Source organism: Staphylococcus sp. HMSC14D10 (assembly GCF_001808125.1).
GTDB lineage: Bacteria > Bacillota > Bacilli > Staphylococcales > Staphylococcaceae > Staphylococcus > Staphylococcus haemolyticus.
Genome location: NZ_KV792255.1, coordinates 16,679 through 30,631, shown reverse-complemented (window position 1 = coordinate 30,631; position 13,953 = coordinate 16,679). Strand labels below are relative to the sequence as shown.

Sequence of the window (13,953 nt, the reverse complement as noted above, 5' to 3'; positions counted from 1 at the left end):
GGCATGATGAATTTAAAGCAATCCATTGAAGAAATCATAAAGCAACCTGATTACGAACCGATGTCGGTATCTGATTTTCAAGATGCTTTAGGTCTTAATAGTGCCGACTCGTTTAGAGATTTAATAAAGGTGCTAGTAGAACTTGAACAAGCAGGTTTAGTTGAACGAACTAAAACAGATAGATACCAACGCAAACATTCGCATAAAAGTTCAAATTCTAAGTTAATTAAAGGGACGTTAAGTCAAAATAAGAAGGGCTTTGCATTCCTACGTCCTGAATTAGAAGATATGGATGATATCTTTATTCCACCAACGAAGATTAATCGTGCATTAGATGGTGATATAGTTATTGTAGAAATACAGAAGTCTAAAGGTGAGCATAAAGGTAAAATTGAAGGCGAAGTTAAATCAATCGAGAAACATTCTGTCACTCAAGTAGTCGGTACCTATAGTGAAGCGAAACATTTTGGCTTTGTTATCCCAGATGATAAACGTATTATGCAAGACATTTTCATACCGAAAGGTCAAAGTCTTGGTGCGGTAGATGGTCATAAAGTACTCGTTCAAATTACGAAGTATGCAGATGGTACAGATAATCCTGAAGGACATATATCTGCGATTCTAGGCCATAAAAATGACCCAGGAGTAGATATCTTATCAATCATTTATCAGCACGGTATCGAAATCGAATTCCCTGATAATGTATTGAAAGAAGCCGAAGCGGTTCCTGAAGAGATTAAGCCTGATGAAATTAAAGGTCGTACAGACTTACGTGACGAGTTAACGATTACCATTGATGGTGCAGACGCAAAAGACTTAGACGATGCTATTAGTGTAAAAAAATTAAAAAATGGTCACACTGAATTAACTGTAAGTATTGCGGATGTTAGCTACTATGTTAAAGAAGACTCAGAACTTGATAAAGAAGCTTACGATAGAGCGACAAGTGTTTATTTAGTAGACCGTGTTATTCCAATGATTCCACACCGTTTGAGTAATGGTATTTGTTCATTGAACCCAGAAGTCGATCGCTTAACACTAAGTTGTCGCATGGAAATCAATGAACGAGGCGAAGTGGTTAATCATGACATTTTTGATAGTGTAATCCATTCTAATTACAGAATGACATATGATGCAGTTAATCAAATTATAACTGAAAAGGCCCCTGACGTACGTAAGCAGTATCAAGAAATTACACCAATGCTTGATTTAGCACAAGATTTATCAAATCGTTTAATCCAAATGCGTAAACGTCGTGGTGAAATTGACTTTGACATAAGTGAAGCTAAAGTGTTAGTGAATAACGAAGGCTTACCAACTGATGTGGTTTTACGTGAGCGAGGCGAAGGTGAACGTTTAATTGAATCATTTATGTTAGCTGCTAACGAAACGGTGGCAGAACATTTCAATAAACTTGAAGTTCCTTTCATTTACCGTGTTCACGAACAACCTAAATCAGATCGTTTAAGACAGTTCTTCGACTTTATTACAAACTTTGGAATTATGATTAAAGGTACGGGTGAGGATATTCATCCTTCAACATTACAATCTATCCAAGAAGAAGTTGAAGGTCGCTCTGAACAAATGGTTATCTCAACAATGATGTTACGTTCAATGCAACAAGCACATTATGATGATACAAACTTAGGTCACTTCGGTTTATCAGCGGAATACTATACACATTTTACATCACCTATTAGACGTTATCCGGACTTAACAGTTCATCGTTTAATTCGAAAATATCTTATCGATAATTCAATGAATAACAAAGAATTACACAAATGGGAAGATAAATTACCTGAATTAGCTGAGCACACATCTCAACGTGAACGTCGTGCAATTGAAGCAGAACGAGATACTGATGAATTGAAAAAAGCTGAGTATATGATTCAACATATCGGTGATGAATTTGAAGGTATTGTAAGCTCTGTTGCAAATTTTGGTATGTTTATCGAACTACCTAACACAATTGAAGGTATGGTTCATATTTCAAATATGACAGATGATTATTATCAATTTGATGAACGCCAAATGGCACTTATTGGTGAGCGCCAAGCAAAAGTATTCCGTATAGGCGATCAAGTTACAGTGAAAGTCACACATGTCGATGTAGATGAACGAATGATTGATTTCCAAATTGTTGGTATGCCATTGCCAAAAAATGATCGAAGTCAACGACCATTGAGAGGTAAAACGATTCAAGCTAAAACACGTGGCAAGTCTTTAGAGAAATCAAAAGATGATGATCATAAAGGCAAGAAGAAAAAACGTAAGCAACGAAAAGGTAAAAACCAACGTAGTCGTGATAAACAAGGTAAAACGAATCACAAACCATTCTATAAAGATAAAAGTGTGAAGAAAAAATCACGTCGTAAGAAAAAATAATCAGCAAAGAGGTGACACAGATTAATGGCTAAGAAGAAAACGAAATCACCCGGTACACTAGCTGAAAACCGTAAAGCCAGACATGATTATAATATTGAAGATACAATTGAAGCGGGTATTGCTTTAAAGGGAACAGAGATTAAATCTATTCGTCGAGGTAGTGCCAATTTGAAAGATAGCTATGCTCAAGTTAAACGTGGCGAGATGTTCATTAATAATATGCACATTGCACCTTATGAGGAAGGTAACCGTTTCAATCATGACCCTTTACGTTCTAGAAAGTTATTACTTCATAAGAAGGAAATTATTAAACTTGGGGAACGTACGAGAGAAATTGGCTATTCACTTATTCCATTAAAACTTTATTTAAAACATGGTCAATGTAAAGTCTTATTAGGCGTAGCACGTGGTAAGAAAATACATGATAAACGTCAAGCTTTAAAAGATAAAGCAATGAAACGTGATGTTGATCGTGCAATCAAAGACCGTTATTAAGCATGTTTGTTGATTAATCGGGTGCTATTTGGTATGATAACTGATGTTGTGAATTAAAAAATACGTTAGATAGAGAGTGAAGTAGGATTCTTTCGATTGTGTTATTTCACTTTAGTATGAATGACTAGAACTAAGAATTGCTTTATATATTGCTTTCTTAGTTCAGTCAGTCACTACGTATTGTAATGATTTATAAATTTTATTACGGGGGCGTTTTTGGATTCGACAGGGGTCCCTCGAGCACATTAAGCGTGTCGGAGGGCTGTCTCCGACATCAACACATTTCAGTAAATATAACTGACAAATCAAACAATAATTTCGCAGTAGCTGCGTAATAGCACTCTGCATCGCCTAACAGCATCTCCTACGTGCTGTTAACGCGATTCAACCCTAGTAGGATATGCTAAACACTGCCGTTTGAAGTCTGTTTAGATGAAATTTAATCAAACTAGCATAATACTGGTTGTCTGTTGCTTACTATTATGCGAAATTCATCAATAGACTACACACGTAGAAAGATGTGTATCAGGACCTCTGGACGCGGGTTCGAATCCCGCCGTCTCCATAATGTAGCCTATAACCTTTGTGGTTGTGGGCTTTTTGTTTTTGTTGCCACAGTATTGCCCCAAAATTGCCATACAAAAAATGGCTCTATAATAAATAGGAATTAAAAGATAGACTGAAAAATTTAAATCAACGCGATGATTATTATTTGTTATTATAGTTGAAAGATAATAAAATTAATGGCTTAAGTGGTATGTGTAAAATATTGTTTTTTTAAAAGTGGAGAATATATGAGGGTTTTAGCATTTGTCATTAATTCTAATTATTGAAAAAAGGTTATGGCTCATTTTTTACTTAATAAAGGCGAGAGTTTAGTATGTACATTGGGAAGTAAAGTACTTACCCTGAATAGTGGTATAAAGGAAGAAAGAAAAAATGCTCATTCTTTTTATACAAGTAATGGTTTAGATAGAAAAGTATTTGGATTCGTTAAATATTTATTATAATAAGTGACAGAAGGTGGATTAATAAATTTGTTGCGTCAGTAATATTGATAGAAAAAACAAGCATTTACGTTTCAATTAAAGAAGCATGTAAATGCTTGTTTTGCTATTAGTTATCGTTGATTTTTTTACCATCTGTACGATCTGATTCGCCTTTATCTTTGTGAACCTTAGGGTTGTCTTTTTTGTGAGTACTTTTCTTAACATTATCTACTGAATCATCATTGTTACCACATGCCCCTAATAGTAAAAAACTTGAGAGTAGTACAAAAGCTACTTTCTTCATAAGTGTCACCCTTTATTTAATTATATTTAATATCTAATTGATATAAATATTATTACTATAAGTATGTCACACTTTTCTAAAAATTCAACAGTTAATAATATTTGATAATTTAAATTAAAAAATACCGGGATAAATCGAAAAGTTGATTATCCCGGTAAAAGTAATTGTATTAATTAATTTATATATTGATTATACTAATTAGTTTGCACTTTTATTTGATTCATCTGTATTAGTCTCAGTTGCTTCTTCGCCATTGTCAGATTGTTCAGCGGAACTATTTTCTGAATATGTCTGTGTTTGATTTTCATTAGACTGATTCTCAGTACTTGAACTATCCTCTGTAGAAACATTTCCGTTTGAACCGTTATTATCATCATTGTCATTACTATTTCTATTACTTTGATTATAGTTTTGATTTGTGTCGTTTGCTTGATTCGCATTTTGATTATTATTGGAAGAAGTATTATTTTGATTGTTTACAGTATTATCTTGTGTAGTATCTTGTTGAGTAGAAGGTACTTCGTTATTTGATTCTTCAGTTGTTGGTTGCTCTTGTTGTGAGCTTTGTTGTTCTTGAGTATTTAATTCTTCATTAGTTGATGTTTCTTCAGAACGATTTTGTTCTTCTTGAGTAACATTATTATCATCTTTGTCGTCATCTTTTTTGTCTTTTTTCTTTTTATCATTAGATGATTTATCCTCTTTAGGTTGCTTATCTTTAGATTGAGTTGCTTGATTTTCAGTTGGATTATTACTTTCAATCATTTTATGAATGCCTAAAGCAAGCATACTTAGTAGAATAATCGTAATAGCCATCGCAAAATATTTAAAATAATTCTTATTTTTAAATACTGCCACAATAGCGAACAAGATTAATATAATCGCAATAATTAGTAATACCGTGCCTGTATAGAACAACAGTTTCTCCATACGCTACCTCCATTAAATTTACATCATTAATTGTATTGTATTACACATATAATATAATACATATTACTTTGTAATTAACATCTAATTACTATTTAAAAACAGTAGTGTAAACGTATAATTAATCAAGCTATTTCACCTTATCGAAAATGTTAATCTCTTTATGCTCTTTACTTACAGATACATATAAGTTTTCATCGTTAAGTTGTGCTTCGTTTGATGTTTGATTTAAGTTAATTTCAGCTAATATTTTGAAAGATCCATTATGATAAGGTTCAACAATAGATATTTCATTCGCATGTTCTTGAATCATCAAATGTCTTTGTGATTGATTATCTATTTTCCAGTTAGTCATATATTCACCTTTTTCGTAAAAATAAAACTGGAAGTAGGACAGAATTTTTTAATTCGTTCCACTTCCAGCTTGGTTCGCTTGTAGAATTTCTTAGGGAAATTCTCTTTGCTGGGGCTCCGCCCGCAAGGATGACTTGAAATGAAAAAGCATAATTTAAGCACCTTTTCAGTTCAATCAGCTACTACGAAATTGCAAAATAGCATCATTATTTTACTTATGCCCTAGGCCCAGTAGTTTAACTATTTAAAACTTTGCTCTATTTCTGTAAAAGCTTTGTTAGTAACGCTAATGTCATCAATTCTATCTGCTGTAAGTTGTCCTTCAAGATAACCATGATCGATTAGAACTTTACAATTCTCTAAAAAATCATCGTATTCACGATCACAGAAATAATCATCTTGTGCTTTTATACTATCTCCAAAATAATTCGCTTCACTTTCAGATTGCCCTTCATTAGAACGTTCCATGTATAATTTATAAAATTTAGCTATCGTATATTTTTGTTCTTGAGTTAATGAATCTAACATGACATGTTCCCCCTCACTATAATATGTTATACCCAAATTAAATATGATTGAAAACGTAGTGTAGGGGTTAATAAACTACTGTGCATCTTCAATGCCTTTATTAACTGCTTTAGCGAATTTGTAAAATGTATGTGTGTAATTGTCTGGGTTCTTTCTTGTATTTTGATCTAATTGTTTATCCTTAAAGAATAATGCTCTTTGTCCAGTAGTTAATTCAAGTTGAACGCCTGAATCATTATCACTTCTATTAATAATATTAGATGATGATGTCGCTTCAATACCTTTAGGGCTCTTTTGAACAGTGAAACCTCTATTTTTTAATGATTTTGTGATAGATTTCGCTAATTTTTTATCCTTACCGCCAACGTAAACAATAGGGTCTTCACCAGAATAGCCATGAATGGATATTGTCTCATCTGAGTGGTCTAACATTTTTAATAGTGTCGGTTCATCAAACACAGTTGAAGTGATATGCAAGCGTTCGTTATGCTTTGGCATTAATCCTTCGAATGTGTAAAAATCATATTCACCTATATTGGCCACACGACGTGCAAGTTCAGTTGTACCTGGTTCAATACCTCCGCCATGTATCGCTGTGACAAGCATGTGATTATCTTTACGATTTTTCGTTTTAATACGCCAATCTTTACCTTCTGTTGTGTTTTCTTTTAGCTCTTCGAAATTTGAATAATAATCTAATGAACGATTTTGTTTATCTTCACGTGTTTTATAAAGTATAAATGCAATAGCTATAATAGTAATAATTAAGACAGAAATAAAAATATAATATAATTTAGAATACCAGTTTTTTCTTTTTCTCATATGACCTTCCTTTATATTGATTGTAATAATAAAAATGTGTAATTTAACTTTTATATTATAAATTATATTACTGATAACCTCAAATATTGTTTAATTTAGAAAAATAAGTAAATAATTGAAATAAGGAGGAATGAAAGTGACGAAAATAACAATTCAATCAGCGAAGCCTCACTATAATGAAGGGGGTCAGTTAATTTACTCGGCAATAGATGACATGGCTAAAATTATATTAGGTAAGTCAAGTGATAATGAAATTATTGGTGACTTACAACAACTTTGGAATAATCGTGCGAATCGCTTTAGTCATGATATGTCATTTGTAGCTCTTGATGATAATCAAGTGCTTGGAGCTATTACGTGCAATCCTTTAAAACAGATTGATAGAGCGATGACGCCAACAGTACTTCAAATTATTTCAATGAATAAGTTGAAACCTTTCTTATCAATCATCTCACATCCGAAGTCCTTTTATTCACTTGTTACGATGGACGAGGGTAATGAAGATGAATACCATATTAGTATGCTAGCGACTATGCCTAATGCAAGGGGAAAAGGAGTAGGGCAACAATTATTAAATTTTGCTGAACAAAAAGCTAAAGAATCAGGCTTCAGTAAACTTTCATTAACAGTAGTACAAGATAATGATGTAGCATTGAAACTATATCAAAAAATGGGATTTGAAATTGTTGGAGAAATTAATAAGAAACCGTATTATCTATATCAAATGAGAAAAGAAGTAAAATAGAGAGAGGCATAGTCACATCACATATTTAACATGTGATAGCTTGCCTCTCTCTAAGTCCAATGAACTTTATTAATTATTCTTATATTTATCGTATTTACCGTTAGCTATATCTTGTTCTCGTTGTTGTATTGTTTGATAAACTTCTTCAGCATCATCACCATCATAATAGCCTTGTTCAATTGCATGCTTAGTTTGAATCTCTCCAGAAGATAAACCGCCGTTATATTTTTTTCTCAAAGCATCTACGTATTCATCCTCATTAGTTGCAGCGTTGATTTCTGCATTTGGATCGTCTATGTTTTCTTCTTCTGAAGACTGGTTAGACTGATCATAAACAGATTTTTCTTGACCACTTTCCACGCGTAGTGAACTTGCATAAGCTTCACTTGCAGGGCCTTCCATTACATTACCTTGTGGAATAACACCATTTGCAACTGCACTATTATATGCAGCAATTTTATCTATTTCAGAGTAATCGTTGCTGTTAATAACTGCTTCTAATGTGGCACGGTCAGTTATATTGTGAATATCGATTTGCTTTGCATTCTGAGAATTCGAATTAGAAGTGGATTGCTGTTCGTTGGAAGAACTGTCTTCATTGTTTTGATCAGTAGATTCATCATCGCTTTTTGCATCATATTTTGATGACTTAGAATTAGAATGTTGATCATTTTTCTTTTTAGTATTTTCATTCTCTTTTTTATTCTGTGAGGAAGATTTAGAATGATCTTCTTCCTTATCTTCATTCGAAAAACTGCAACCAGTTAATATAAAAAGACCTAATAATAATGTAAATAAAACTTTTTTCAATATAGTCACTCCTAAATTTAATATAATATTATTTTATAATGAAATGACTAGTAAATTTTTGAAAATTTTTGAAAATATTTTAAAAGATATATTTACATAAATTATAAGGTAATTTCATTGTTATTTTACAAAATAGTGGTAAATATGAAGTGAATAGGATGTGAGATAACATGGATAAAAAATTATTAAAAAAGTACTTTGATAATAATGATTTTAAAGCAATTGCGATTGTAGTGGGTTCTAAAAAAATGGTGTTAGAAAATGATATTCATCTAGATTATGAAAATGAAATTATTATCTATCCTTTAAAAAATTGTACACGTATTATCCCGTTTAGCTCTATTTCTTATATTGATTTATTAGAAGAAAATGAGCATTTCATAAATTATTTCAAGGAAACTGTCTAACGAAAAAAGAGTAACTATTTCAAAGCTACTCTTTTTACTATGGATATTTAGTATTGTTTAACTAATTTGAGTTGATAATCTTTCGTGAAATTATCTACAAGCGCGTATGGAGAAATGATGAGTAAGCCATGTTCGTTAATTGAATTTTTACTTACGCCATATTTATAAGCTTGATAAATAATCTTAGTACAGTATGTAAATCTTTCACTTTTAAGATTTAAAGTGACTAGATATGTCTTATCTGTATCTTTATAGTGTTCTTCAGCCCATTTAGCGGCTCTCTCTCCAGCTCCAGGCATAGAACAACGATAGATTTTAATCCAATCATCTTTGCCTTCACCAAATCGTTGTTTGAAAGAATGGAACGACTCTGTAATAGGTTTGTCCCCAGGGCCTTCTATTTGTAAAACGGTATCGTGATCAAGTGCGATACTAGAATGACCAAAGAAACCATATAAAACTGGGCCCTTAGTAAGTATAATATCACCTGGCTGTATATCAAAATCATCTTCAGTTGGTGAGAGTGGATTAGAGTTACTCGTATAAGCTAATAAATGTGTTGGAAAAGTTATAAGAATTATCAGTGTAACAAATGATATTTTTATAAATGGAGAAATTGAATATTTCACTTTGATACTCCTTAGAAATTAACAAATCATATTTGATGAGTTATTAATGAATATTACATATAGATATAAATAAAAAAGAACAAAAATAACAGTGTCATTTTGTTCTTTAATTCTACGCTATAATATACCAAATATGAATACGTAGATGAGTAAAGCAAATCCAAAAATATAAAATATTACGGTAAAACCTAAATATGATTCTTTACGTTCTTCTTTTTTAGATTTAAGTAATAAGCCCAATATAATTGAGGCTGCTATTACAAAAATGATACCAAGCCATAACAATATAGTTAAATGCAAACTCATGTGTAAGCCTCCTAAATTTATATTAAAAGAATGTATATACTATAGGATAAATGTAGTATAAAAGCATAGCAATATTGATTAGAAAAATAACTTCGCTAACCAGGTTCTTGCAAATGAGCGCAGTACTTAAGCTTAGTACAATTGTGATACCACTAATTGTAAGCCCTGGAATTAGCCAGAAGAAATCATCTAAGTCTGCATTGTAAGTAACAATAATATTGAAACCCAAAAATAATAGCGTAATAAAAATATTTATCCAAAAAATTTTATTATTATTCATGGGTGTCACCTCTTATTAAATAGTAAAACTTTATATAATCATATCATTTATTGTATACCGGTAAAATGAGTTAATCAAAGTAATTGTATGTTTTTATCTTAATATTAGAATTTGTCAAAAATTTAGTTGCTAATATTGTAAAAGTGAGCAGTAATAAATATCAAACTTATATTTAATCTTCTTTATATACAAAAATGCCAACCGACTTAATGAAGCGGCTGACACAACATCCCTTATAACTTTTGATGAATGTTTTAATATTTATTTTCATTTTTGCATGAAGCTACGTAACTAAACAAATGAACTTCGATTTCTTCACCATATTGTAACAATTACGACAAGTTACCATCTTAATAAATAACAAATTTAGTGATTAATTATTGGGTAAATGATTTAATAATCTTAAACAGTATATTTAATACAATGAGTTATATACTAGAAACAAGCAAAAGTTGCTAATTACATATTAAAGTTGAGTTATCTTATATGTTTAGACAATATTAATAATGAAATATTTTAAGAGAGATTAATTAAACTGAGGAGGGGAACTATGACATTCTATGATTTTGTAATTGGGTTTATAAACGATGATACACCTCTAGGAAGTTTAGCTCAATATATTGAAAACGACTGTGAGTTTCCAAAACATGAAAGAAATAACAAAGCTATTAGATCGTATGTTATGTCTAACTACGTCGATCATCAACTTATTGAAAGTACTAATAGAGCAATAAGTCTATATAAATTAATTTGAGTGAGCGTAATACCAATTTTGGGTGTTTAGCGCATTCCACACATCTTTAGTTTTAAAGTTAATTTCATTATCTTTTATTGAAAAAGGCTCAATAATATTTCTGTCCATCCAAGAATTAATTAATTCTTTTGGAACACCATCTAATAACATATCTGTTTTACTTATGATTAAACATTCCCAATCTAACGAGAGCTTATTTGGATTAACATAATTATATTGATTATGGTCGCTCATGAAAGACACTCCTTTTAGAATTGTGAATCTTATAATATTTTATACCCACCATGACGGGACTCAAACCACTTTATAAATTTTTTCTATGTTCTTGTTTTTGAAAATTAAAAAATTAATGTATACTATTACTCGAAAATACAATTGTACTTAGGAACGGTTAATAACAAATAAAAGCGTTCAATTAATGTCAGTAATTTGAAACAAAAACTAAGTTTGAGGTGTATACAATGTCAAAAACACTTTATTTAATGAGACATGGACAAACAATGTTTAATTTACGAGGTAAGGTGCAGGGGGCAAGTGACTCTCCTTTAACAAGTTTAGGAACCTCTCAAGCCAAACAAGCTGGTAAATATTTTAACGAACATAATATTTCATTTGGAAATTTATATTCATCGAGCTCTGAACGCGCATGTGATACATTGGAATGCGTCGCACCAAACCAAGACTATAACCGTTTAAAGGGACTCAAAGAATGGCATTTTGGTATTTTAGAAGGCGAAAGTAATGATTTATTAAATGCAAATTATGATATTACAGATGCTTTTGGGGATCGTTTAGTAGTGTTTGACGGAGAGTCTAAAAATGAAGTAGAAGAACGTTTTATAGGTACATTAACTGAAATAATGCGCACATCAGATAGTGATTCGAATTTAGTTGTAAGTCATGGAACTACGATTGACGTATTTTTAAGAAAAGTTATTGGAGATACAGATGCAATTAATTACTTTATTGGCAATTGTCATATTCTAAAATTTGAATATAGAAATAATGAATTTCAGTTTATTGAAAAGATTGATCCAGAAAACGGAGAAATTACTAAACATGAAAATTAAAATATTAACTCAACATTCTCTACAATGTCAATTACTTGTAGAGGTTTTTTGCTTTTTAAATCTTCAAAACAGAAATGGCTAGAACTTAAAAACACTTATGATAAGTTATTTTAAGTTCTAGCCTGCTACTATTGTTTAGAAAAACACCTTTAAAATATGAGTTGATAAATTTTTTGAAGTATCATTAATGCAACAATTAAGATAATAATACTTGAAATTTTATTTAGTAAGATTAATAGATGACCTGATTTATCAAAATGACCTACAGTACGACCAGCAATAGATAGAAAGATAAACCATAGCCATGAAACGCTAATTGTCGCAACAGTGAAGGCTACCTTTTCTGAACCACCATAGGCAGAAGCGCTTGTACCTATTACGCCAATGGTATCCATAATTGCATGAGGATTAAGTGATGAAACAGAAAGTGCGAAGCTTATTTGATTTGCAGGTGAGAAGTCACCTGCAAATCAATATCACTACTTTGTTCATGCCACAATGTCCACGCCATATAAAGTAGAAATACTAATCCTATTATGTAAACAATCATTTGAAGTATTGGAAATGACATAAGTATAAGGGACACGCCAACCACTGCTAGTATGATGAGTAAAGAATCACATAAACCAGCTGTAATAACAGCAGGAAGTGCACGCCTAAATTTCGTTTGGTTAGCGCCTTGGTTAAAAACAAATATGTTTTGAGCGCCTAATGGTAGTATTAAGCCTATAGCTAACAATACTCCATGAAAAATAGCTTGTAACAATTTTATCCCCCTAGACTTAAGTATTTTTAAATTTTATAAAATCTGAAAATTTAGAATATATCAATTATTAAAGTGGCTATAAATTAAATGTCTAGAGAAAAATTTTTAATAGTATAGTTAAAATAAGGGATTAAACGATATCATACAACAGCCAATGAACATCGAAATATTCGTCACCAATTTTTGAAGACTTCGATTCGAGACCCAAAGTTTCAAATCCTATAGATGAGAAAAAGATTTTACCACTAATGTTATTAGAAGTTACACAAGTCATCAATTTTTCAATGTTGCGAGATTTAGCGTGATCTATAACAAATTGCATTAAATTTAAAATCGTACTTTCATCTTTTTTATCAAGTAAAAATAAATTCTCTATCATAGCTTTGTGCGAACTTCCAACTTGCTTTAATTGACGCAAAGTAACACATGCTACAAGTTCATCATCTTTAAAAGCACCGATAATATTACAAAATTCATCTTCATCGGATAGCATTTGTTTAAGATCTTCGTTTGAAAGATTTTCTAAATAGACTTTGTCCCACGAATAAGTGTGCGTGTTGCTGAATAATAGTTGAGTATAATGGTCTAAATCATTTTGATTTAGTATACGAATATTAGTCATCATGTCCTCCTATAACTGTCATAGTTTAACGTTTCTTACTTATATATAATAGGTTAAAATCAAAAAACTTGGTATAAAAATGATTTTATAAAAAACTATTTGAGTTTTAATATGTATAAATGTTTTATAAAGTTAATTATTTACTGTATTTATAGAATAACTTAAATTTGAAAAATTCACAAAAAAAAGAAGACACAAAAATCCGTGAAAAGATTTTTGTGTCTAATAATTAGTATATGATTAAAAATAATCACATATTTATTTTATATATAAATTTAATCTACTACTTGAACATTTAAATCAACATCGATGTTACCACGAGTTGCTTTAGAATATGGGCAGAATTCGTGTGCATCTTGTAAATATTTTTCAGCGTCTTCTTGAGACAATACATTTTTAACTTTAGCATCAATCGCTACGCTTAATTTTGGGCTTTCCGCATCAGGATCGTCTTCAAGGCGAACAGTTAAAGTAACTTCTGGTTCAGCGTCACGTACTTTATTTTGTTTTAAGATAAGATCGAACGCACCATTGAAACATGAAGCGTAACCAGCAGCAAATAATTGCTCAGGGTTAGTTGCATTTCCGTCCGCTTGTTGTGGTGGTAATACATCTACATTTATTGCATTATCGTCAGTGTTTACATGTCCTTTACGTCCACCAACGTTAGTAGCTTTTGTTTCATATTGAACTGCCATTATTATTACCTCCTAAATTTGTATACATATATTATTTACCCATTTACATAATTTTAAATCAT

Annotated in this window: 18 protein-coding genes, 1 other RNA gene and 1 pseudogene; 7 read left to right on the top strand and 13 right to left on the bottom strand. The window is 31.2% G+C overall.

What is annotated here, in order from left to right; genetic code table 11:
• The first annotated feature begins 6 nt into the window (after window positions 1–6).
• The 3 genes from rnr to ssrA all read left to right on the top strand — a co-directional run bounded on the left by rnr (window position 7) and on the right by ssrA (window position 3,448).
• Entirely contained in the window at window positions 7–2,385 is a 2,379-nt protein-coding gene (gene rnr, locus HMPREF3134_RS06870) for a ribonuclease R (protein ID WP_070441730.1), read from the top strand.
• A 24-nt stretch (window positions 2,386–2,409) separates the two neighbouring features.
• Window positions 2,410–2,880 (top strand): SsrA-binding protein SmpB, encoded by a 471-nt coding sequence (gene smpB, locus HMPREF3134_RS06865; RefSeq protein WP_011276368.1) that lies wholly within the window; start codon window positions 2,410–2,412, stop codon window positions 2,878–2,880.
• A 206-nt stretch (window positions 2,881–3,086) separates the two neighbouring features.
• Window positions 3,087–3,448, top strand: a transfer-messenger RNA (tmRNA) gene (ssrA, locus tag HMPREF3134_RS06860).
• Between the two features lie 548 nt (window positions 3,449–3,996).
• On the opposite strand, the gene HMPREF3134_RS12215 is transcribed toward ssrA, so the two are convergent.
• The 5 genes from HMPREF3134_RS12215 to HMPREF3134_RS06840 form a co-directional block, all read right to left on the bottom strand.
• The gene (locus HMPREF3134_RS12215; protein WP_016931001.1) at window positions 3,997–4,173 is read right to left on the bottom strand and encodes a hypothetical protein; all 177 of its coding nucleotides are present in this window, start codon (window positions 4,171–4,173) and stop codon (window positions 3,997–3,999) included.
• 198 nt (window positions 4,174–4,371) lie between these two features.
• Window positions 4,372–5,103, bottom strand: a complete 732-nt coding sequence (locus tag HMPREF3134_RS06855) for a hypothetical protein (RefSeq protein ID WP_070441728.1) — start codon at window positions 5,101–5,103, stop codon at window positions 4,372–4,374.
• Between the two features lie 127 nt (window positions 5,104–5,230).
• Window positions 5,231–5,455 (bottom strand): hypothetical protein, encoded by a 225-nt coding sequence (locus tag HMPREF3134_RS06850; protein ID WP_053026364.1) that lies wholly within the window; start codon window positions 5,453–5,455, stop codon window positions 5,231–5,233.
• A gap of 239 nt (window positions 5,456–5,694) precedes the next feature.
• Window positions 5,695–5,982 carry a hypothetical protein gene (locus HMPREF3134_RS06845; protein ID WP_016931004.1) on the bottom strand — a complete coding sequence of 96 codons (288 nt, stop codon included), beginning with the start codon at window positions 5,980–5,982 and terminating at the stop codon, window positions 5,695–5,697.
• A gap of 75 nt (window positions 5,983–6,057) precedes the next feature.
• A complete protein-coding gene (locus HMPREF3134_RS06840) occupies window positions 6,058–6,804 on the bottom strand; it encodes a poly-gamma-glutamate hydrolase family protein (protein ID WP_016931005.1) in 747 nt (248 codons plus the stop codon).
• A gap of 136 nt (window positions 6,805–6,940) precedes the next feature.
• On the opposite strand from HMPREF3134_RS06840, the gene HMPREF3134_RS06835 reads away from it, so the two are divergent.
• Window positions 6,941–7,549, top strand: a complete 609-nt coding sequence (locus tag HMPREF3134_RS06835) for a GNAT family N-acetyltransferase (protein ID WP_070441725.1) — start codon at window positions 6,941–6,943, stop codon at window positions 7,547–7,549.
• Between the two features lie 69 nt (window positions 7,550–7,618).
• Here HMPREF3134_RS06835 and HMPREF3134_RS06830 read toward each other — a convergent pair whose 3' ends face one another.
• The gene (locus HMPREF3134_RS06830) at window positions 7,619–8,368 is read right to left on the bottom strand and encodes a hypothetical protein (RefSeq protein WP_256262276.1); all 750 of its coding nucleotides are present in this window, start codon (window positions 8,366–8,368) and stop codon (window positions 7,619–7,621) included.
• Window positions 8,369–8,529: 161 nt separating this feature from the next.
• Between HMPREF3134_RS06830 and HMPREF3134_RS06825 the strand changes: the two genes are divergently transcribed.
• Window positions 8,530–8,766, top strand: a complete 237-nt coding sequence (locus HMPREF3134_RS06825) for a hypothetical protein (RefSeq protein WP_016931008.1) — start codon at window positions 8,530–8,532, stop codon at window positions 8,764–8,766.
• Between the two features lie 47 nt (window positions 8,767–8,813).
• Here the strand turns inward: HMPREF3134_RS06825 and lnsA are convergent, their stop codons facing one another.
• The 3 genes from lnsA to tsaA form a co-directional block, all read right to left on the bottom strand.
• A complete protein-coding gene (gene lnsA, locus HMPREF3134_RS06820) occupies window positions 8,814–9,395 on the bottom strand; it encodes a lipoprotein N-acylation protein LnsA (protein WP_070441719.1) in 582 nt (193 codons plus the stop codon).
• A gap of 117 nt (window positions 9,396–9,512) precedes the next feature.
• Complete coding sequence (gene tsaT / locus HMPREF3134_RS06815) at window positions 9,513–9,701, bottom strand: type II toxin-antitoxin system toxin TsaT (protein WP_011276326.1); 189 nt, start codon at window positions 9,699–9,701, stop codon at window positions 9,513–9,515.
• 22 nt (window positions 9,702–9,723) lie between these two features.
• Entirely contained in the window at window positions 9,724–9,981 is a 258-nt protein-coding gene (gene tsaA, locus HMPREF3134_RS12495; RefSeq protein ID WP_070441716.1) for a type II toxin-antitoxin system antitoxin TsaA, read from the bottom strand.
• A 550-nt stretch (window positions 9,982–10,531) separates the two neighbouring features.
• Here tsaA and HMPREF3134_RS06805 point away from each other — a divergent pair.
• On the top strand, window positions 10,532–10,735 hold the full coding sequence (locus HMPREF3134_RS06805) for a sterile alpha motif-like domain-containing protein (RefSeq protein ID WP_070441713.1): 204 nt from the start codon (window positions 10,532–10,534) through the stop codon (window positions 10,733–10,735).
• Here HMPREF3134_RS06805 and HMPREF3134_RS06800 read toward each other — a convergent pair.
• A complete protein-coding gene (locus tag HMPREF3134_RS06800; protein ID WP_011276324.1) occupies window positions 10,727–10,969 on the bottom strand; it encodes a hypothetical protein in 243 nt (80 codons plus the stop codon). The genes HMPREF3134_RS06805 and HMPREF3134_RS06800 overlap by 9 nt on opposite strands.
• 227 nt (window positions 10,970–11,196) lie before the next feature.
• On the opposite strand from HMPREF3134_RS06800, the gene HMPREF3134_RS06795 reads away from it, so the two are divergent.
• Window positions 11,197–11,805 (top strand): histidine phosphatase family protein, encoded by a 609-nt coding sequence (locus HMPREF3134_RS06795; RefSeq protein WP_070441710.1) that lies wholly within the window; start codon window positions 11,197–11,199, stop codon window positions 11,803–11,805.
• A 149-nt stretch (window positions 11,806–11,954) separates the two neighbouring features.
• Here the strand turns inward: HMPREF3134_RS06795 and HMPREF3134_RS06790 are convergent.
• The 3 genes and pseudogenes from HMPREF3134_RS06790 to HMPREF3134_RS06780 form a co-directional block, all read right to left on the bottom strand.
• A pseudogene (locus tag HMPREF3134_RS06790) lies at window positions 11,955–12,571 on the bottom strand (LysE/ArgO family amino acid transporter).
• Between the two features lie 130 nt (window positions 12,572–12,701).
• A complete protein-coding gene (locus tag HMPREF3134_RS06785; protein WP_070441707.1) occupies window positions 12,702–13,193 on the bottom strand; it encodes a GNAT family N-acetyltransferase in 492 nt (163 codons plus the stop codon).
• Window positions 13,194–13,468: 275 nt separating this feature from the next.
• On the bottom strand, window positions 13,469–13,891 hold the full coding sequence (locus HMPREF3134_RS06780) for an organic hydroperoxide resistance protein (protein WP_016931015.1): 423 nt from the start codon (window positions 13,889–13,891) through the stop codon (window positions 13,469–13,471).
• Between the last annotated feature and the right edge of the window lie 62 nt (window positions 13,892–13,953).